General features: G+C 35.5%; 22 protein-coding genes. 10 read left to right on the forward strand and 12 right to left on the reverse strand.

Annotated features, from left to right (window positions below; genetic code table 11):
* Window positions 1–7 precede the first annotated feature (7 nt).
* Window positions 8–1009 carry a recombinase RecA gene (gene recA, locus C7377_RS00780; protein ID WP_116496188.1) on the reverse strand — a complete coding sequence of 334 codons (1002 nt, stop codon included), beginning with the start codon at window positions 1007–1009 and terminating at the stop codon, window positions 8–10.
* 150 nt (window positions 1010–1159) lie between these two features.
* Here recA and C7377_RS00785 point away from each other — a divergent pair, with 150 nt between their 5' ends.
* From C7377_RS00785 to fabD, 3 genes are all read left to right on the forward strand, one after another.
* Entirely contained in the window at window positions 1160–1435 is a 276-nt protein-coding gene (locus tag C7377_RS00785) for an ATP-dependent Clp protease adaptor ClpS (RefSeq protein ID WP_116495438.1), read from the forward strand.
* A gap of 3 nt (window positions 1436–1438) precedes the next feature.
* Window positions 1439–1909 (forward strand): NfeD family protein, encoded by a 471-nt coding sequence (locus C7377_RS00790; RefSeq protein WP_116495439.1) that lies wholly within the window; start codon window positions 1439–1441, stop codon window positions 1907–1909.
* A 99-nt stretch (window positions 1910–2008) separates the two neighbouring features.
* Window positions 2009–2893, forward strand: coding sequence for an ACP S-malonyltransferase (fabD, locus tag C7377_RS00795; protein ID WP_116495440.1), 885 nt, complete (start codon window positions 2009–2011; stop codon window positions 2891–2893).
* 11 nt (window positions 2894–2904) lie between these two features.
* On the opposite strand, the gene prfA is transcribed toward fabD, so the two are convergent.
* The 5 genes from prfA to proS form a co-directional block, all read right to left on the reverse strand.
* On the reverse strand, window positions 2905–3987 hold the full coding sequence (gene prfA, locus C7377_RS00800) for a peptide chain release factor 1 (protein ID WP_116495441.1): 1083 nt from the start codon (window positions 3985–3987) through the stop codon (window positions 2905–2907).
* An 83-nt stretch (window positions 3988–4070) separates the two neighbouring features.
* Window positions 4071–5294: an anthranilate synthase component I family protein gene (locus C7377_RS00805; protein ID WP_116495442.1), complete on the reverse strand. Its 1224-nt coding sequence runs from the start codon at window positions 5292–5294 to the stop codon at window positions 4071–4073.
* A gap of 3 nt (window positions 5295–5297) precedes the next feature.
* A complete protein-coding gene (gene pepT / locus C7377_RS00810) occupies window positions 5298–6524 on the reverse strand; it encodes a peptidase T (protein WP_116495443.1) in 1227 nt (408 codons plus the stop codon).
* A gap of 24 nt (window positions 6525–6548) precedes the next feature.
* Entirely contained in the window at window positions 6549–7229 is a 681-nt protein-coding gene (locus C7377_RS00815) for a hypothetical protein (RefSeq protein WP_116495444.1), read from the reverse strand.
* 5 nt (window positions 7230–7234) lie between these two features.
* Window positions 7235–8710 carry a proline--tRNA ligase gene (proS, locus tag C7377_RS00820; RefSeq protein WP_116495445.1) on the reverse strand — a complete coding sequence of 492 codons (1476 nt, stop codon included), beginning with the start codon at window positions 8708–8710 and terminating at the stop codon, window positions 7235–7237.
* Window positions 8711–8811: 101 nt separating this feature from the next.
* On the opposite strand from proS, the gene C7377_RS00825 reads away from it, so the two are divergent.
* Entirely contained in the window at window positions 8812–10266 is a 1455-nt protein-coding gene (locus tag C7377_RS00825; RefSeq protein WP_116495446.1) for a hypothetical protein, read from the forward strand.
* Window positions 10267–10378: 112 nt separating this feature from the next.
* Window positions 10379–11827, forward strand: a complete 1449-nt coding sequence (locus C7377_RS00830) for an OmpP1/FadL family transporter (RefSeq protein WP_116495447.1) — start codon at window positions 10379–10381, stop codon at window positions 11825–11827.
* 86 nt (window positions 11828–11913) lie between these two features.
* Here the strand turns inward: C7377_RS00830 and C7377_RS00835 are convergent, their stop codons facing one another.
* Window positions 11914–13275 (reverse strand): M56 family metallopeptidase, encoded by a 1362-nt coding sequence (locus C7377_RS00835; protein ID WP_116495448.1) that lies wholly within the window; start codon window positions 13273–13275, stop codon window positions 11914–11916.
* A 136-nt stretch (window positions 13276–13411) separates the two neighbouring features.
* The gene (locus C7377_RS00840; RefSeq protein WP_116495449.1) at window positions 13412–13783 is read right to left on the reverse strand and encodes a BlaI/MecI/CopY family transcriptional regulator; all 372 of its coding nucleotides are present in this window, start codon (window positions 13781–13783) and stop codon (window positions 13412–13414) included.
* Window positions 13784–14105: 322 nt separating this feature from the next.
* Between C7377_RS00840 and cobC the strand changes: the two genes are divergently transcribed.
* Entirely contained in the window at window positions 14106–14702 is a 597-nt protein-coding gene (cobC, locus tag C7377_RS00845; protein ID WP_116495450.1) for an alpha-ribazole phosphatase family protein, read from the forward strand.
* Here cobC and C7377_RS00850 read toward each other — a convergent pair.
* From C7377_RS00850 to C7377_RS00860, 3 genes are read right to left on the reverse strand one after another with little or no spacing between them, the layout of a single operon-like run.
* The gene (locus C7377_RS00850) at window positions 14697–16031 is read right to left on the reverse strand and encodes an alpha/beta hydrolase family protein (protein WP_116495451.1); all 1335 of its coding nucleotides are present in this window, start codon (window positions 16029–16031) and stop codon (window positions 14697–14699) included. The genes cobC and C7377_RS00850 overlap by 6 nt on opposite strands.
* A 12-nt stretch (window positions 16032–16043) precedes the next feature.
* Entirely contained in the window at window positions 16044–16619 is a 576-nt protein-coding gene (locus tag C7377_RS00855) for a hypothetical protein (RefSeq protein WP_116495452.1), read from the reverse strand.
* A 1-nt stretch (window position 16620) separates the two neighbouring features.
* Window positions 16621–16887, reverse strand: a complete 267-nt coding sequence (locus tag C7377_RS00860) for a DUF2089 family protein (RefSeq protein WP_116495453.1) — start codon at window positions 16885–16887, stop codon at window positions 16621–16623.
* A 145-nt stretch (window positions 16888–17032) separates the two neighbouring features.
* On the opposite strand from C7377_RS00860, the gene C7377_RS00865 reads away from it, so the two are divergent.
* Genes C7377_RS00865 through yidD form a run of 4 tightly spaced genes read left to right on the forward strand, consistent with a single transcriptional unit; the run spans window position 17033 to window position 19177 of the window.
* Window positions 17033–17803: a DUF4271 domain-containing protein gene (locus tag C7377_RS00865; RefSeq protein WP_116495454.1), complete on the forward strand. Its 771-nt coding sequence runs from the start codon at window positions 17033–17035 to the stop codon at window positions 17801–17803.
* A gap of 13 nt (window positions 17804–17816) precedes the next feature.
* Window positions 17817–18572 (forward strand): uroporphyrinogen-III synthase, encoded by a 756-nt coding sequence (locus C7377_RS00870; protein ID WP_116495455.1) that lies wholly within the window; start codon window positions 17817–17819, stop codon window positions 18570–18572.
* Between the two features lie 3 nt (window positions 18573–18575).
* Window positions 18576–18962, forward strand: a complete 387-nt coding sequence (gene rnpA / locus C7377_RS00875) for a ribonuclease P protein component (protein WP_116495456.1) — start codon at window positions 18576–18578, stop codon at window positions 18960–18962.
* Window positions 18959–19177: a membrane protein insertion efficiency factor YidD gene (yidD, locus tag C7377_RS00880; RefSeq protein WP_116495457.1), complete on the forward strand. Its 219-nt coding sequence runs from the start codon at window positions 18959–18961 to the stop codon at window positions 19175–19177. Before rnpA ends, yidD begins: the two co-directional genes overlap by 4 nt.
* Before the next feature lie 279 nt (window positions 19178–19456).
* Here the strand turns inward: yidD and thiL are convergent, their stop codons facing one another.
* Window positions 19457–20467, reverse strand: coding sequence for a thiamine-phosphate kinase (thiL, locus tag C7377_RS00885; protein WP_116495458.1), 1011 nt, complete (start codon window positions 20465–20467; stop codon window positions 19457–19459).
* Window positions 20468–20497 lie beyond the last annotated feature (30 nt).

A 20497-nucleotide genomic window follows, 5' to 3' on the forward strand; every position in this document is an offset into this window, starting at 1 on the left:
AATTGATTTATTTCTTATCATTTTTAAGCTTCTCAAGAATCTTTTCCTCTAATTCAGATAATAGCTCCGGATTATCTTGTAATAATGCTTTTACAGCCTCCTTGCCTTGTCCTAATTTTGTATCTCCATATGAATACCAAGACCCTTTTTTATCAATGATATCATGCAATACACCGAGGTCAATGATTTCTCCTACTTTTGAGATACCTTCTCCATACATAATGTCAAATTCTGCTTTCTTAAAAGGCGGAGCCACCTTATTTTTCACAACTTTAACAACCGTCTGGTTTCCGATAGTATCTTCTCCCTCCTTAATAGCTGTTCTTCTACGAATATCTAAACGCACTGAGGCATAGAATTTAAGAGCATTACCGCCAGTAGTGGTTTCTGGATTTCCAAACATCACCCCAATTTTTTCACGCAATTGGTTAATGAAAATACATGTCGTATTCGTTCTACTGATAACTCCAGTCAGTTTACGCAACGCTTGTGACATTAGTCGTGCTTGTAATCCAACATTCGAATCGCCCATCTCTCCTTCTATCTCCTTTTTAGGAGTTAATGCAGCAACAGAATCGACCACCACAATATCTACAGCAGAGGAACGAATCAATTGCTCAGCAATTTCTAAAGCCTGTTCTCCATTATCTGGCTGTGAAATATAGAGGTCTTCGATATTTACACCTAACTTTTCTGCATAAAAGCGGTCAAATGCGTGTTCAGCATCAATAAAAGCTGCTATACCTCCTTGCTTCTGTGCCTCAGCAATGGCATGTATGGCTAAGGTCGTTTTACCGGAAGATTCCGGACCGTAAATCTCAATTACTCTTCCTCGAGGATATCCCCCTACACCCAAAGCAATGTCTAAAGACAAAGACCCTGAACTAATTACAGGAACATCGACCACTGTAGCATCACCCATTCGCATTATGGCGCCTTTACCGTGTGTCTTTTCAATCTTATCCATCGTAAGCTTCAGTGCTTTCAATTTTTCTTTATTCTCTGCCATCTGATTTTTTATTTTAAATATTTCTTTTTTAACTAATAGATTATTAGCCAAACAAAGATACAATTTCTTGACAAATTAAAAATTATAAAAAGTCTTATTTTGAACTACCATTTTTTGTGTAACTTTGGTAGTTCAATTTATTAAAAACAAATGGGAGAATCTACACGAAAACAGCCAGAGAGTACATCCGAGACTACCGAAGCAAAGGGTCGCTCATTGATTTTACATAATGATGATTTCAATGATTTTGACTTTGTAGTAGATACATTGATTGTTGTTTGTGAGCACGAATATGAACAAGCCTTTCAGTGTGCATTAATCACACACCACAAAGGAAAGTGTGAGGTAAAACGTGGAAGTTTAGAAGAATTGAAACCTCTGAAACATCGCATTATCGACAGAGGTATAAACGCAACAATAGATTAAGCTATGGAACTTATCTTTATTATTCTAATACTACTGTTGGGGATTGTTTTTGTATTATTGGAAATCATTGTTTTCCCTGGAGTAACAGTTTCTGGCATTGCAGGTATAGCTTTGCTTACGCTTGGAATTTATTTTGCTTATAGCGATCATGGAAATGTAGTAGGACATCTTACTCTTTCAGGAACCATAGTGATTGCAATAGTTGCAACAGCATTAGCATTTCGATACAGCGCTTGGCGTAAAGTTTCTTTAGAAACCAAAATTGATGGGCAAGTCAATCTGTTAAAAGATTTAGCGATTGAGGTAGGAGACGAAGGCAAAACACTGACTCGATTAGCACCAGTAGGCAGTATTAAAATTCAAGACCGTATCATTGAAGCAAAATCCAGGCAAGGCTATATAAATGAAGGTGTTTCAGTTGAAATTGTTAAAGTAATGAAAAATGCGGTAGTCGTTATTCCAAAGTCTAAATAATCTATTGCTTTTCATTATTGTTTAATTTTTTCAATATCTTAAAATTGATTTTTTTATCTTTGAACCTGATTTTAGAAATTTTTCATTAAAAAAATAAAAATGAAAGCATTTGTATTTCCTGGACAGGGTGCACAGCACGTTGGTATGGGACAAGATTTATATGAAGCTTCTCCTAAGATAAAGGAACTCTTTAATAGGGCTAATGAGGTTTTAGGATTTTCTATTACAGACCTTATGTTCCATGGAACTGAGGAAAATTTAAAGGAAACAAAAGTAACCCAACCTGCTATATTTCTACATTCCGTACTATTGACGGAATATTTAGGGGAACAATTTAAGCCAGCTATGGTTGCAGGTCACTCTTTAGGAGAATTCTCTGCATTAGTAGCAACTAAAGCCATGTCTTTTGAAGATGGTTTGACATTAGTATCGAAGCGAGCTAATGCCATGCAAGAGGCTTGTGATATTACACCCTCAACAATGGCAGCTATAGTAGGATTGGCAGACGAAATTGTTGAAAAAGTTTGTACTGAAACTGATGGTGTAGTCGTTCCTGCAAATTATAATTGCCCTGGACAATTGGTTATCTCAGGTGAGATAGATGCAGTTAAAAAAGCGTGTGAAGCACTGAAAGAAAAAGGCGCTAAGCGGGCTCTTATTTTAAAAGTTGGTGGAGCATTTCATTCACCACTGATGGAGCCAGCACATGAGAAATTGGCACAAGCCATTGAAAAAACAGAAATTCACGAGCCAATCTGTCCCATCTATCAAAATGTGGATGCCAAAGCCCACACAGATGCTAAAACAATCAAGGAAAACCTAATTGCTCAATTGACTTCACCTGTTTATTGGACGCAGACAGTGCAGAATATGGTAGCTGATGGTGCAACTTCATTTACTGAAGTAGGGCCTGGGAAGGCACTTCAAGGCATGATTCGAAAAGTAGATAATTCTTTGGAAATTACTGGTATTGAAAAGATATAGTGGGTTTATTTTTATAACCCACTTTCTTTCAATCTTTCGATATTTTCCTCCGTTTGCAATTTATCTATAATCTCCTGTATATCACCATCCATAACAGCAGATAGATTGTATAGCGTTAAATTAATACGATGATCTGTAACACGTCCTTGTGGATAGTTATACGTACGAATTTTTGCAGAACGGTCTCCAGTTGATACCATTGTACGACGTTTTCCTGCAATCTCGTCCAAATATTTTTGATGTTCCAGGGCATAGATACGTGAACGCAACTCAACCATAGCTTTCGCAAGGTTTTTAATTTGTGATTTCTGATCTTGGCAAGTGACAACAATCCCTGTAGGAATGTGCGTCAAACGTATTGCAGAATATGTTGTATTTACAGATTGACCACCCGGACCCGATGAACAGTAAGTGTCTTTACGGATATCGCTTTCTTTCACATCAATATCGAACTCCTCAGCCTCAGGCAATACTGCCACACTGGCAGCCGACGTATGAACACGCCCTTGTGTTTCTGTTTGCGGAACACGTTGTACACGATGCACTCCAGATTCATATTTCAAAGTCCCATACACGTTGTCGCCCTCTACATTCATTACAATCTCCTTGTAACCGCCCGATGTCCCTTCACTTACGCTACTTATGGAAACCTTCCAGCCTTTTGATTCACAATATTTGGTATACATTCGGTGCAAATCTCCTGCAAAAATACTTGCCTCATCACCTCCAGTACCCGCACGAATCTCCATGATAGCGTTTTTCGCATCTTCAGGGTCAGCAGGAACTAACAACATCTTGATCCGTTGCTCAATTACTGGTAACTTTTCTTCCAATTCATCCAATTCCATTTTAGCCATCTCCCGAAATTCCTCATCGGTTTCATTAGCTATAATATTTTTAGATTCCTCAATACGCTCTATGGTTTCTTTATATTCATCACCCGCTTTGGTGATGTCTTCTAATTCTTTATATTCTTTGGTCAACTTCACGTAACGCTTCATATCCTGCATAATATCAGGGTCGGTGATTTGCTCACCTACTTCTCTGAAGCGTACATACAATCCTTCTAATCTATCTACCAATAAGTTACTCATATATTATCCTCTAATTTTTTGCAAAGATACGAAATTTCAAGTTGTGGTTTATCACTTGAACTAAAAGCTGTTCAGATGTAGCTTTATTCTCCCGATAAAATTTGTCTGATAGCAGAGGCTTTTAACAGGCACTCTTCATATTCTTTTTCTGGATCTGCCTCAGCAGTGATTGCACCGCCGACGGTGTAAGAAAGCTTTTGATTATTGCTATCGTATAGAATTGTTCTGATGACTACATTGAAATCAAAATCCCCATTTTCTTGAATATAACCAATGGCTCCCGAATACAATCCCCGTTTACTTACCTCATACTGCTCTATGAGTTGCATTGCACTTATTTTAGGAGCTCCCGTCATTGATGCCATAGGGAAAGTTGCATTGACCACGTCATTCAAGGTTGCATTAGCTGGGAGTTTGGCAGTAACCGTTGATATCATTTGATGCCATTGCTGAAAAGTATATACCTTACATAACTCAGGAACCTCAACTGTTCCGGGTTTTGCCACGCGAGCAAAGTCGTTACGAACTACATCAACAGCCATTACATTCTCTGCTCTTTCTTTAGGGTTCGTTTGCAATGCCTCAATCAACATTTTATCTTCTTCCAAAGAAGCTCCTCGCTTTGCAGTTCCTTTTATGGGTTGTGAAATGATTTCATTCCCCTCTTTCTTCACATATCTCTCGGGGCTCGAGCATAATGCATACTTACCGTTATGCTTTAGAAAAGAAGCAAATGGAGTCGGAGAAACATCGATTAATTGATTGTAAAGAGAAACCGGACTCAACTTTGCATCTTCTGCTACGAACTCTTGACAAAAATTTACTTCATAGATATCACCTCTGTGAATATGTTTTTGTAATGCCTGGACTCTTGAAAGATATTCTTGTTTTGATAACTGATTCGTAACATCAACTTCGGTTGTATCCGACTTTTCTATAGACGTTAGCAGAATCTGCTCTGTTAAGTTCTCTATGTCAAAATCACTTTTTTGTACAGAAAACTCTGTTCCAGTCAGTATAAACACATTCGCTGGTTGAAAAAAATAAGCGTCATTAAAAGAAATGGTCTCGGGATGTTCCGAAACCAAATCTTCTAATTTATTTTTATAGTCGTAGGAAATGTATCCAAACATCCACTCATTTTTAGGTAATCCTTCAATTGTATTATATTCTTTCTCTACACCTACACCAACTATTATCGTTTTGGTAAAAGTGTCTTCTAAAAATACACAACAATCGAAGTTGCTTGCCCACTGCAAAAGTTTCGCACGAAAGTGCTCATAATTATCAACTCTTACAGCTTGCATTTTTTACTGCTTACCAATATTTTCTGCAATACGCACGATTAACTTTGTGGCTTTTTGCATAGATGGGATTGGTACGTATTCAAATTTCCCGTGGAAATTATGTCCCCCGGCAAAAATATTTGGACAAGGCAATCCCATGAATGATAAGCGAGCTCCATCAGTACCTCCACGTATCGCTTTTACATTAGGCTTTATGCCCTCTTCTTCCATTGCTTGGCGTGCAATGTCAACAATATACATTTGTGGCTCCACTTTTTCTCTCATATTATAGTATTGATCTTTAATTTCAATATCTATATACTCTTGACCATACTTTTGAGCAATCTGGTCTGCCACATTTTTCATGAATTGCTTTCTGTTTTCAAAGTGCTCTCTATCGAAATCTCTTATCATATATTGCAATGTTGTCTTTTCGATAGAACCTTGAATATCTACTAAATGATAAAAACCTTCATAGCCCTCTGTTTTTTGTGGAACCTCACTTGCTGGCAATTGGTTCATATATTCTTGAGCAATAAGCATAGAATTGACCATTTTATCCTTTGCATAGCCTGGATGTACACTGCGTCCTTTACAAGTAACAACTGCTCCTGCGGCATTAAAGTTTTCAAACTCTAATTCTCCTATTTCACCACCATCCATAGTGTAAGCGAAATCAGCACCAAACTTCTCCACGTCGAAATGATCTGCACCCTCACCAATCTCTTCATCAGGAGTAAATCCTATCTTTATAGTTCCATGCTTTATATCTGGATTTTCAACCAAATATGCGACTGCAGACATAATCTCAGCAACACCTGCTTTATCATCAGCTCCTAACAAAGTAGTACCATCAGTTACAATAATATCTTGACCTTTGTATTGTAACAATTCTGGAAAATCTTTCGTTGTCATTACAATGTTTTGCTCTTCGTTTAAAACGATATCTTTACCATCATAATCTTCTATGGTGCGTGGCTTAACATCTTTCCCAGAAAAATCAGGACTGGTATCCATGTGAGCAATAAAACCAACAGTAGGCACTTTCTTATCAATATTTGAAGGAAGTGTTGCCATTACATAGCAATTATCATCCATGTGAGCATCTTCTAGTCCTAAATCTAAAAGCTCTTGTACTAAAATCTTAGCCAAATCTTTTTGACGCTCAGTACTCGGAGTCACTCCTGTGGTTGGGTCTGAATCTGTATATATTTTTACATAATTTAAAAATCTTTTTACTACATCTGTCATGATATCTAATTTTTATTATTGTTTTTATACGTCGTCTGTATTAAATTGAAATCCTAAACGTTTTCCTGTTTGGATTTTATTGTCTTGTGCCTTCTGTTGCATCTGCCCCACAGTAGATAACTTTATCATATCATATGGAGGTACAAGCAAATCAAAATTTATTGTATAATTTATGGCTGTCTCAATAACATGCCTTAAGTTTTCTTTATTCACTTCACATGCTGAGATATCCTTATCGCGGAAAGACATTTGTCTTTTCCCTTCTACCATATAATGATTTTCCCTATTGACGAAGATACGGCCAACCAAATAGCCGATATCATCATTTCGATTGTACACAAAAGAATCTGTCAAAAAATTATAAATAGATATCTGCCCCACATAACCATTGTCCGGATTATTTTTCATATAGGAATGTTTCCAGATAATATTCTCTTTATTGAATTGGAAAACATTTGTGTGCATACTAAAAATGAGGATGTCAGAGCCTAATTTTAATTGCAAATCATAAATTCCTGTTTTATGGTGTAGAACTTTAATGCGATTGTCTTCTCCGTCTAATAATTCATTGTATTCTTGTTCAATCTCAGATATAATTTCTTCAATTAATTTCAGAGTATTGAGTGTTGTATCAAAAACTTTTTGTTTTAGTGTTGCTTTACTCTTTAGCGTATCTATTATTTTATGTGTCAAATTCTCTTCCATAATCTCTAATATGCTTTAGCAAAAAGTACTCTTTGTTTCGACGGCTTACCTGTAAGGATGCATTTCCCTTCTTCTTGTTTATTATCTAACGGAATGCATCTAATTGTAGCTTTTGTTTCTTCTTTTATTTTTTGTTCTGTCTCTACCGTTCCATCCCAATGCGCAGATAAGAAGCCGCCTTTCGTTTCTAACAACTCTTTAAACTCCTCATAATCATCAACTTCTGTAATGTGATCGTCTCTGTACTTTTTAGCATTTCTGAAGATCGCTGATTGTATCTCTTCCAGTAGGTTTTCAATATAATCCACTAATCCATCAAAGGGAACGGTTTCTTTTGTCAAAGTATCACGACGTGCTACTTCAATAGTTCCGTTTTCTAAATCCCTACCTCCCATTGCTAGACGAATAGGAATACCCTTCAATTCGTATTCTGCAAATTTCCATCCTGGTTTTTTTGTATCACTATCATCAAATTTAACTGAAATACCTTTAGTTTTTAACTCATCTAAGATAGGATTTATTTTCTCAGAAATTGCACTTAACTGCTCATTATTTCTAAAAATTGGGACAATTACCACTTGGATTGGCGCTAATTTAGGAGGCAATACCAATCCATGATCATCAGAATGTGCCATTATCAGTGCACCCATCAAGCGTGTAGAAACACCCCATGATGTAGCCCACACATAGTCTTCTTTTCCTTCTTTGTTGGTGAATTTCACATCAAAAGCTTTGGCAAAATTCTGTCCAAGGAAATGCGAAGTTCCTGATTGCAATGCCTTACCATCTTGCATCAATGCTTCAATAGAGTAGGTATCTAATGCACCGGCAAAGCGCTCACTCTCAGACTTAACGCCTTGAATAACGGGCATAGCCATCCACTCTTCTGCAAACTTTGCATAAATATCAATCATTTGCTTAGTTTCATACTCTGCTTCTTCTTTTGTAGCGTGTGCAGTATGCCCTTCTTGCCATAGAAACTCTGCAGTGCGTAAAAACAAACGCGTACGCATCTCCCAGCGCATCACGTTTGCCCACTGATTGCAAAGTACAGGCAAATCTCTATAGGACTGTATCCAATTTTTATAAGTATTCCAGATAATCGTTTCAGAAGTCGGCCTAATAATCAGCTCTTCTTCTAATTTTGCTTCTGGATCCACTACCACTCCTCTCCCATCGTCAGCATTTTTCAGTCGATAGTGTGTCACTACTGCACATTCTTTAGCAAATCCTTCTACGTGATCCGCCTCACGACTCAAGAAAGATTTTGGAATTAATAAAGGGAAATACGCATTTTGATGTCCGGTTTCTTTAAACATGTCATCTAGGACCCTTTGCATTTTTTCCCAAATAGCATATCCGTAAGGTTTTATAACCATACAACCTCTTACTGCTGAATTCTCAGCAAGGTCTGCCTTTACTACCAACTCGTTGTACCAAGCTGAATAATTCTCTTCTCTAAATGTTAAAACTTTTGCCATTCTTATTTATGGTATGGATTTTGTGCTTTTACAAACAAATCATTATATTTACTGCAAAAGTAAAGATTTAATTGTTAAATTACGAATAGGAGAAACACACAATGAAAACATTACTCAAAAAAACCAACGATGCGGTAGTTTTATTCGCATTTTTTCTACTGGGGACAGTAGGAATTTCTGCACAAACCTACCAAGACGATGTGTACTACTCTCCTTCTAAAGATACATCAAAAAAGGTTGAAAAACCTAAGATTGTAAAGAAAAAAGAAGTGAAAAGGACATATCGTGCTAATGATAAAGCAGAAGATTTTTCTGTTGCGCAAGAAAAGTATGCACAGATGCTAAGGGAGAAACAGGAAGATTCAAACTATGCACAAAATACTTATGAAGAAGAAGTTACATGGGTGGAAGATACTCAAGGACTTACGCCAAAGCATGAAATTCAAAAAGAAGTTTCACTTTACAACACTGGCGATGTAAACGCCGACAATCCTCAAGCGGATGCATATTATGAAGATAGTTATGTATTATGGCAACCCACTACAGTAACACGCGTTTATGCTCAGCCTAGGTTCTATTCAAATTTCTATTTTGGATTTAACTTTGGATGGGGAGGAGCTTATTACAGTCCAGTTTATCGCCCTTATTACACTCATTATTACGACCCATTTTATTGGGACTATTACTATAGCCCATACTGGGGTAACCCATTCTATTATGGATATTCACCTTTCTACAGTTCTTGGTATTATCCATATGCAGGATGGAGACATCGTTACTACACTCCTTACTACCGTTATGACAGTTATTATTACACTAAATATTACAGAGATCATTACACCTATTCACAACGTCCTCGTGAATATAGTAACAGGAGTAAAAATTCTAGAAGACAAAGTCTTATTTCTGATAGAAGAACGAATAATAGCAGTGCTAAAGCTCAAAGAGTTCGTGCTGAAAATATGAACAGAAGATACAGTGCATTGGCAGATAATAGAAAGAATACAGACAACAGTAGTTTTAGAAGATCTTCTAAAACGCATGATTCTAGATTGTCAACCAATAAGAATGACATACGAAGAAGAAATCCTAATATTCAAGACAATAAAACGAATAGTGCAGTTAAACGCAGAGTTTCTAGAAATACTGTACACCAAGGCAAAGCGCCATATGTAAGACGTATTGAAAAATCTTCGACGAGTTATAGAAGAAGTACAGCTACACCAAAACAGAGTGTAAACAAGCCAAACACGAACTCAAGGGTTTATAGAAGAAGTACTCCACAAGAATATAGACGTATGAACAGCAATAAAAATATACGAAGGAGTACGCCTACAATATATCGCAAAACGACAAGCCCGGCAAGAAAGAGTAATCGTAGTTCTGTAAGTACTAAAGCACCTAAGCGTACAAGTACGTATAGGACAACTACTCCGAGAAGCAAGGTAAACCGTTCACCTTCGCCTAGTCGTAACACTTCGGTTCGTAGCACTTCAACAAGATCTACAAAAACCAGCACTCCAAGCAGATCTACTAGAACAAGAAATAGACGATAATTTATGTATAATAAAATTCGAAGAGGATTTATAAACATATAAATAAATAGAGCCATATATATTACCTTCTATAATATGTGGCTCTTTTTTTAGCACTTTTAAATAAAAGAACATGAAAAAAATACTTATCATAGCATTCTCTCTTTGCATAGTACAATTAGTCGGTGCACAAACTTACGAAGACGCAATTAGATACTCCAATTTCAACTTTTTTGGAACAGCTCGTTCCTCAGCCATGGGAGGTGCATTCGGGAGTCTCGGCGGTGACCTTAGCGTAACAAGCAATAACCCCGCAGGATTAGCTATCTATCGTAATTCTAGCGCCTCTATTACACCAGGTATGCATTTTAGTGAATATGATGGCAATGGTTTAAGTGGTGATGATAATACGTTTATACTTCCTCAAGTTGGTTTTGTTTTCACAACTATAGACGACTCATCTGATATTAAAAATTGGAATTTTGGAGTCACCTATACACAAGGTGCAAACTACAATAGTGAATATAAACTTGCTAATCTCGGCAGTCCCAATTCAAGGTTAGATGATATTTCACATGCTGCAGAGGGCTTTACACCTGATGAAGTTTATAAAGGTTATGCGGGATTGCTCCCTGCGCTGGCTTATGAAAGTAATCTTATTTATGAGAATCCTGATGTTCCTAATACTTATATGTCTGACTTGTACGATACTGATATTATGAATATTTCTCATTTCATCGAAGATGAGGGAAGTGCAGGTGAAGTTGCTTTTAGTGCTGCCGGAAACTTTGATGACATACTCTATTTTGGTGCCACTGTAGGCTTGCAGTCTATTGAGTTCAAAAGTATTGATAACTATTCGGAGCATATAGCCGATGTTAATAGCGAGTCCATTCTAGATCAGTTTTATTATGACAAAGATCTTCGCACGAGAGGTACAGGTATTAACTTTAAAGCTGGTCTAATCTTCAGACCCATCATTCCATTAAAACTAAGTTTAGCCATTCACACACCTACTTATTTCAGTATGGAAGAAGAATATCTATACCGTATGGAAAGTGTATTTATAGAAGAACCATATGAAGGGGAAGGAAAAGAATTTGTTGCGTTAGAGCCCATCGACGGGACAATTGGAATCTATGAATACAACTTCCAAACTCCATGGAAATTTAGCTTTGGAGGCTCGTATATCTTTGGACAGAATGGTTTAATCAGCATTGACTATGATTTAATTGACTATTCATCTTCAAAATTCACTGATGGTGATTTTAACATCGTGAATGAAGAAATTAAAAATACTTTCAAGATGACAGGAAATTTGAAAGTAGGTGCAGAAGTTCGTTTAAGTAACCAATTTTCACTGCGTGGTGGTTATAATTACTTTGGCAATATGTATGAAGATAACTCAGGCATGGAGCAAGAAGCCTCACAATATTCTGCAGGTGTAGGTTACCGATATAAAAATGTATTTATGGATGCTTCATACCAATATTATAGCCAAGAAAATACTTTCACTGAATACAACAGTTCATACGATTATAATATCAGTACCGTGAAATTCACTATCGGTTACCAGTTCTAAATAGATGCACTAGCATCTTATAAAAAAGTCATATCCACCTCAATAGTGAATATGACTTTTTCTTATAGTCGGAATAACTATATTTTCTATTTCTTTTCTTTATTTGTTGCTGGAGGCACATTTTCAAATCTGACAGGCATCTGATACCAAACATCTACAGCTTGCCCCCGTTGCATTCCCGGCTTAAACTTTGGCAACAGTTTCACTACACGTATCGCTTCATTCGAGAGCAGTTCGTGAGGGCTTCTTAGTACTTGAACGTCGCCAACATCCCCGGTTTTTGTTACGACAAACTTTAGATAAACATTCCCTTCAATATTCTGTTCTACTGCTTGTTTTGGATATTTAATGTTTTCTGCTAAAAAGTTTAACATCGCTTTCTGACCTCCAGGAAATGCAGGCATTTGTTCAACCCTAACAAAGATTCTCTTATCTTTATTATCATTATCAACCTTAGTTCCAGTAGTTTTTAATGCATTTTTTTCATTACTCCAATTTACTGTAAACGACTGAGGATTATCAGTATTGATAGAAAGAATTAATTTTTCTCGTTTCTCTCCAGCTACTCCGCCTATAAGTTTCCTTATCTCCATTAAAATTTTATCATCTCCTGCAAATTTTAAGGTTTGTTTATTTACCATTGTTACCTTTACTGAAACATCTTCATCTTGCATTTCGGGAAACTGGGTTTCGGTTGCAGTCAGCTTATTTTCATATGCAAAGGTCACAATAAGACCTACCGCGAAAAAAACACCCAACAGGTATTTTAGATTCGCTATTTTCGGTGATTTTATTTTGTTCATCATTTTTATTCTGTTTTTAATAAGTGAGTAATTGAATGGACTTGCGATAAATATCGTATCGCCCATACATTGGTTAAGTAATAACAATTTGTAATTTCCGCGCTTTACCCCTGTAGCAAGCACTGCATTATCAGCTAAATACTCGTGGTTTTCATGCACAGCACGCTTGAGCAACCACACAAAAGGATTGCACCATTGTATAATCGTAAGTATTTCTAAAATAAGAATATCATACGAATGGCGTTGCTTTACATGCTCCATCTCGTGCAGAATTATCTGCCGATAGCCTTCCTCATCCATTAAATCTTGAGGAATAAAAATAGTATTCAGAAAAGAGAATGGAGCCATTGATTCATTGGTACTTACCACTTCTACACCGTCAATAAAAAAGAGTTTCCCATTATTTTTTATATTTCGAATTTGCATATATCGATATAAAAAACGGAAAGAAAAAAACAGCATTCCGATAAAATACCCCCACATAATTACCTCCGTAGAAGAAATGGTTTGTTCCAATTCTTTAGAAAATCCTTGCCCGTAAATGGTTACGGCATACAAGAAATTATAATCGGGAGTAACAGTAACTCCCGGTAATTGCACAATTTGAGGCTCATAAATACGGATGTGTAATAAAGGTAAAACCATAGAAAATACTATCGTAACAAAAAGGTAGATGCGATTCTGTAAGAAGAATGTCTCCTTTCTCAAAACAAATAGTAGATTATTCCAAAAAAGGAAAGACTAATCCCCGATTCTATGATAAAATTTACGATTAAACTCATTATTTTTTCTTTTCTAAATCTTTTTTAATGTCTTTCATCAACATTTCTAAGTCAGAAAGACTCATATTATCCTCTTTCGCAAAAAAGGATACCATTTCTTGAAAAGAACCACTAAAGTAGTTGGATATAAAATTTTTCATAAATTTCCTCGTATATTCTTTCTTGGAAATCAAAGGAAAATATTCATGGGTTTTCCCATAAGCTTGATGCCCCACAAAACCTTTTTTCTCCAATACCCGTATCACTGTGGAAACGGTGTTGTAGGCTGGTTTTGGCTCAGGCATGTCTGCTATTATATTTCTCACAAAAGCACGCTGATGCTTCCACAATAATTGCATAACTTCTTCTTCAGCTTTTGTTAATTGTTTCATATCTACTTATCTTTTACATTTCAACTACAAATATAGTTATTCTTCTTGTGTTTTTAGGTGTATTCTCATAGGCAATTTATTTTTGTTAAAAATCTATAATTGGATATCCACTACAAACATAAACTATTTTTGTAGTTACACAACTAAAATAATAGTTTTTCAACGAAATAATTCTACATAAAAGAAATTGACTAAAATCTCCAAAATTTAATTTCATGACAATAGAAACCATTTAGATTTTTATTTTTCACAACTTTAAATAGATTATTATTCATATTGAGCGGAAGTTTTTATCTTTGGGTAAAATAAGAATGACATCATTATGAGCACTTTTTACGACAATATATTTGACAAGGAAATTTTCTTAATTCGCCATCCAAAAACAGTTGCTGGAAATTCTTATTGCTATGGTGCATCTGATGTAGCTGTTGATGACAAAATTTTGGAAGAAACTGCAAAAAAAGTAAAAGCTAAGCTTGAAGGTTTAAAAGCTGATATATGTTATTCCAGTCCGCTGATTCGTGCACACTCTCTAGCTAAATGTTTATTTCCTGAGCAAGAAATTGTTTTAGAAGATAAAATAAGAGAAGTAGACTTCGGTGACTGGGAGGGCGTTTCATGGGAAGAAATTCCCATAGATGCCCAAAAACGATGGGGCGATGATGTACTCAACTTTAAGGAGCATGGCGGAGAGAACTTTAACGATTTGAAAGCTCGAGTCGTTCCATTTTGGGAAGAAATTTTGCACAATGACAAAGAAAAAACGGTAGTTGTTGCCCATGCGGGGGTTATTGTCGCTACGCTATCTCATCTCTTGCAAGCCAATCCTTCTAAAGTTTTTATGCTAGATATCTCTTTTGGTTCTGTAGTAAGAATACAAATAAAAGGAGGAACTTATTTTAAGATAAAAATTTTATAACTGCTTTATCCAATTGGAAATGGTTTCCAAAACTTCCAGACTTATCGTTTCTTCTATTTGTCCATATTCTACAGGCAATCCTGTTTTGGCATTTTGAAAAAGATGATTAAGCCCGTCAAATTTCTTGGTTTCAAACTTTTTATTTCCTGTTGCTTGTAAAGATTTTTCTATTCCATGTAAGTTTTCATCCGCTAAAACCTGTAAATCTAAAGAGCCGTTAAGTGCTAAAACCGGTATTTTTATCTTCTGTAAATAATCATTAGGATTGAATCGGATAAAATATTGAAACCAAGGAGAAGTCAATACTTTTAGTTGCTTTTCATCTATCGGCAAATTCTCTTTCTTCATAAAAGCTCTCATATCTGCTTTTATATTATCACCTTCATAACTGTCAATAAAATCATACATTAATCTATTGATCTTCTTGTTGTGCTCCAAAAGAGAGTCAGGCATACCGTAACCTCTTGCAATAGCATCATTTTGTAAGATAAGTAACTCGGAACAAGGAATGCCCGGAGCTGCCAATAGTACAAGAAACTTTACTCGCACATCATCAACTGCAACTATCGGAGCAATCATGCCACCTTCGCTATGTCCTAACAAACCAATATTCGTATAGTCTTCGGTTGTTAAATATTCTACTGCCGAAGCGATATCCGTTGCAAAGTCCGCAGTTGTTGGGTTAGGTTTTCCTTCATCAGAGCCTCCAATTCCTCTATCGTCCATACGCAAACTACCAATGCCGTACTTTGCCAAATAATTAGCAATCACTAAAAATGGTTTATGTCCAAAGATTTCTTCATCTCTATTTTGCGTGCCACTACCTGTTATCATCACAACGATAGGAAAATCGTTTCCCTCACGAGGTAAGGAAAGTGTACCAGCTAACTTAACTTCTTGTTTTTTATTAAAGACTTCTACTTCTTTAGTAATATAATCGTATGGAGGTTTCGGCGTCTGTGGACGAAGCTCTACTTCGTTATTATTTTTCTTAGCCAAAACCAAAGGAAACTCCATTCCTGCCTGCTTAAAAGTGCCTATTAACTTATCCCCGTCTATTTTCGCCGTATAAACAAGACCTGAGGCTTTCACTTTTAGCTCCAACACTCCTTTCTCATTAATCACTTCATCAACAGGAATCCCTGTAGCACCTTGCATAGGACTATCCATCGTCGCTTTTAGTTGATTTTCTTCTTCTGTAAAATGAAATACAATAGGCAATTTAATAGTTGGCAATTCTAATGTTCCTTGCCAAGTGCCTACTATATCTTGTGCGAATAAATTACTCCAAAGGATAGAAATAAAAATTAATAACCATTTCGTTTTCATATGTAAGTATTTTTAGATAATAAACTTTGTAATTACTTCCGATACAATCAAAACTAAGGCAAACGATAAATAATGTCTCCACCCTTTTGCATTCGTTGCTGTCTTAAAACCATTAAACAATAAAATAATAGCATACACGAGCAATGCTAAAGAAACCATAGAGTAGCCAGAGATGATAAGAATGTTTTCAATTTCAAACTGGAACTCTTTTCCTATTTTTAGTGAGTTTGCAAACTCGTTTAGCGTATTTTTTATAAATGGAATGCTACTCAATAATATCATCAAATAAAAAGGGATTCTAAAAATAAGAACACTTACAAGGACATCATTCCAACGAGTTTTTGCATTTATAAAAAGTCCTAAACCTAACAATAGTAACCAAAGTATAACGATATTAATCGCATTTTGTTTGAATGCATTTAGTAACGAAATCTCACCTACAGTGTGTAAGTCCAAGACGCCATCGAACGTAAAGCCGAAATAAAAGGCAAAAAAGCTCCCGATAAGGAATAATAAGCCTCCAATAATTAGTAGCGTATTTGTTTCAATCTTTTGAAACGGATTAAATAGCAGTTTCCAATTCATCATATTATTTTTTAAGTTTTTGTATTTTTTCAATCAAATCATCCATTTTGTTCCTCATGGTTGGATAAGATACTCCAGCTTGCTTTGCCATAGCTTTAATGCTACCACTTGTCAAAAAAAACGACAGGATGAAATCTTGCTCCTCATTAGTCAATTTCATATACAGTGGGAGATCATAATTTCCATTCACGACAGTCTCACAATGCGAACATTTTAACTGACTTACTTGAAGCGCTTTTTCACAACTCGGACATTTCACAGGTAATTTCATAGAATACTTATCATTTTATTAATTTGATAAAAGTAAAAATATTTTTCATTTAATCAAAATAATTATCAATTTTATTAAATATATATTCATAAAAACGTAAAATGAAGATTAACTGCTTTATCTTAAAATATCGTATTTTTGTAGCATGCCCATAGAGAGAGATTCTATAGAGATAAAAACTGTAATTCCTTATCCTTCCTCCAAAGGAGCAGAAGATAAAGAAGTGACTAAAATCTCTGCACCGAGAAAAACTTTAGAGGAAATTCCTTTGTTTGTGCAGAAATATGATAATGTCATTTTAACTTCTGTATGCATATCGGTGGTTTTATTATTTCTCATGCTCATCTACACTAGAAATAGCAAAGAAAAATCATCTTTAACAACAAAATATCTGGATATGGGCAAACACAAGGATAGTCAGGTATTTCTAGAAGGATTTAGCCTTCTCCAGCATTTATTGAACTATTTTGTCTATGCTACTCTTATTTACTATATTGTTGTGAGTAACTCATCTTATTCTGGGTGGGAAGTTTTTGGGATTTTATCATTAACGTTATTTAGTTTCATTGGCTTAAGAACAATTCTTATAGGCCTAACTGGCTATTTTGTAAATAATACGCGAATCGTTATTGGGCATCATGGGATAGCACGATTTTTTAATAAACTATTAAGCATGCTATTTTTCCCTTTAATTATCGTTATTTTGTTCTACCCAAAGGAAGCATATACACTAGTGTTTTACACCTCATTAGTCTTGCTATTGATTAAAGTTATATTACAGTTATATTTTGTGTATAAACTACTTAAGTCCATAAAATTTTCTAAAATCCACAGTTTTTTGTACCTTTGCACCCTTGAATTGCTACCCTTTGTATATGTAGCTGTTTTAATTGATTTTTTGATGAACAACCACTAAACATCGAAACGCCTTGAAAATAAAGAACATCTTAGTTTCTCAGCCAGAACCACGTAATGGCAAATCTCCTTATCTTGATCTTGCAAATGAAAACAATGTTAAGATAGATTTTCGCACTTTTATTGAAGTTAAAGGAGTTGATACTCGTGATTTCCGAAAACAAAAAATAAATCTAGCTGATTTCCAGTCTGTAATTTTTACTAGCAGAACTGCTATTGATCATTATTTTAGAATTGCTGAACAAATGCGCTATACTGTACCAGATACAATGAAGTATTTTTGTACTTCTGAATCTGTTGCCTTGTATTTGCAAAAATACATTCAGTATCGTAAACGTAAAATCTTTTACGGACAGCGTACAATAGAGGATTTATTACCTACGTTCAAAAAGCATAAGAACGATGCATTTTTATTGCCATTATCAGATATTCATAAAGATACTGTTCCCAACTTTTTGGAGAAACATAAGCTGAAATACACTAAGGCAATACTTTACAGAACGGTGAGTAGTAACCTTTCAGATTTAGGGGATTTAAAATATGATGTACTAGTGTTTTATAGTCCATCAGGAATTAAATCATTATTTGAAAACTTTCCTAATTTTGAACAAAAAGATACGCTGATTGCTTCATTTGGAACTGCAACAGCTGATGCAGTAGAGAAAGCAGGTTTACGTCTAGATATTAAAGCACCGTCGCCGAAAGCTCCATCAATGACGATGGCATTAGAACAATATATCAAAGCGATAAATAGCAATAACAAAAAATAGCTTATGATTTCCCCCTTGAATACATTTACAAAAGGGGAGCGACTGCGAAAAAAACAACACTTAGATGCTCTTTTCCAGTCCAATGAGAGTTTTATTGAGTTTCCATTTCGCGTCGTTTACTGTAAGATACCAACAAACGATATTTCTCCAGTAAAAGTACTGATTAGTGTTCCAAAACGACGAATAAAAAAGGCTGTGGATCGGAATTTGCTAAAACGCAGAACACGAGAAGCATACCGAATAAGTAAAGAAAGTTTGTGCCAGCATATTGGAAATATAGGTGATACTTATGCTATTGGTTTGGTGTATGTAGGTAATGAAATATTACCATATTCAACAATTTTGAAGTCTGTTGCAGTTATTATTCAAGAACTTAAGTCAAGATTATGAAATATTTGGTGCAATTATTCATTTTCCCAATACGAATTTATCAAAAGTTCATTTCGCCTCTCACCCCTTCATCGTGTCGTTACTATCCTACCTGCTCGTCGTATGCTATACAAGCATTACAAAAACATGGTATTTTCAAGGGAAGCTTTTTGGCTATAAAGAGAATTTTATCTTGTCATCCTTGGGGCGGAAGTGGTTATGATCCTGTACCTTAATCGGTTTTTAACCTCATTTAACGCATGCTTAACCCCTATTAACAATTTATCGAAATATATTTGTACCATGAAAATTTTTCATAGTTAGTAAGATTTAGGTTAGTTTTTAGAGGCAATTCATTTTATGAGTTGTCTCTTTTTTTATTATTTAACCTACATTAACGCTTTGTTAACTACCATTAACTATTTCTATAAATACATTTGTAATGTACAAATTTTCATAGTTAGATAAGATTTAGGTTAGTTTTAGAGGTAGTTTTAAGAACTGCCTCTTTTTTTTTACTTCCAACCCTGCGCCTTTAACTCAACCTCAGCACCACCTCTTGTTTGTAAAATATGACCTTTCGTTTCTTCAGTGATATAACCTATTGTTTGGATTTCTGGTGTCTTCTCAATAATATCATGAGCATCTAAAGGCAAAGTAAATAGTAACTCGTAATCTTCCCCTCCATTCAGTGCACAGGTCGTTGCGTTGATATTAAGTTCTTCTGCCATATTATATGCTGTATAATCAATAGGGATTTTATCCTCATAGAGTAAGCATCCAACTTTAGACGTCTTACATATTTGCAGTATATCACTTGCTAGTCCATCAGAAATATCAATCATAGAAGTTGGTTTTAACTTCAGTTTTTTGAGCAATGCAATAATATCTTGTCTGGCTTCTGGTTTTAGCTGACGTTCCAATATGTAATCATGTCCTGCTAAGTCGGGTTGTACTCCTTCTTTCTCAAATAATGCTTTTTCTCTCTCCAGTAGCTGTAAACCTAAATACGAAGCGCCTAAGTCTCCCGATACGCAAATAAGCTCATTAGGTTTAGCACCATCACGATAACACAGCTCTTCTTCTGTAGCTTCCCCAATTGCTGTTACGCTAATTGCGAAGCCTGTAAGTGAGGACGTTGTGTCTCCTCCTACCAAGTCAACACGATATTTTTCACAAGCATAATGAACTCCCTCCATAAAATCCTCTATCATCTCCACTGTAAAACGTTTATCTACAGCAATGGAAAGAAGTATTTGAGAAGGAGTCGCATTCATTGCTAAGATATCAGAAACATTAATGGCAACAGCCTTATAACCTAAATGTTTCAAGGGTGTATACATTAGGTCAAAGTGAATTCCCTCCAATAGCATATCGGTTGTGGTTACAACTTTTTCACTAAATGATAGCACTGCAGCGTCATCACCAACCCCTTTTAGTGTAGAGGTATTTTGGATCTGAATATTTTTAGTGATTTCATTTATTAGAGCAAATTCGCCCAATTTTTCGATAGGAGTTTCTTGCATGGCTTCTATATTTTCCTTTAATTTTATTGC

The sequence above is a fragment of the Balneicella halophila genome, from assembly GCF_003096835.1.
GTDB classification, from domain to species: Bacteria; Bacteroidota; Bacteroidia; order Bacteroidales; family Balneicellaceae; genus Balneicella; species Balneicella halophila.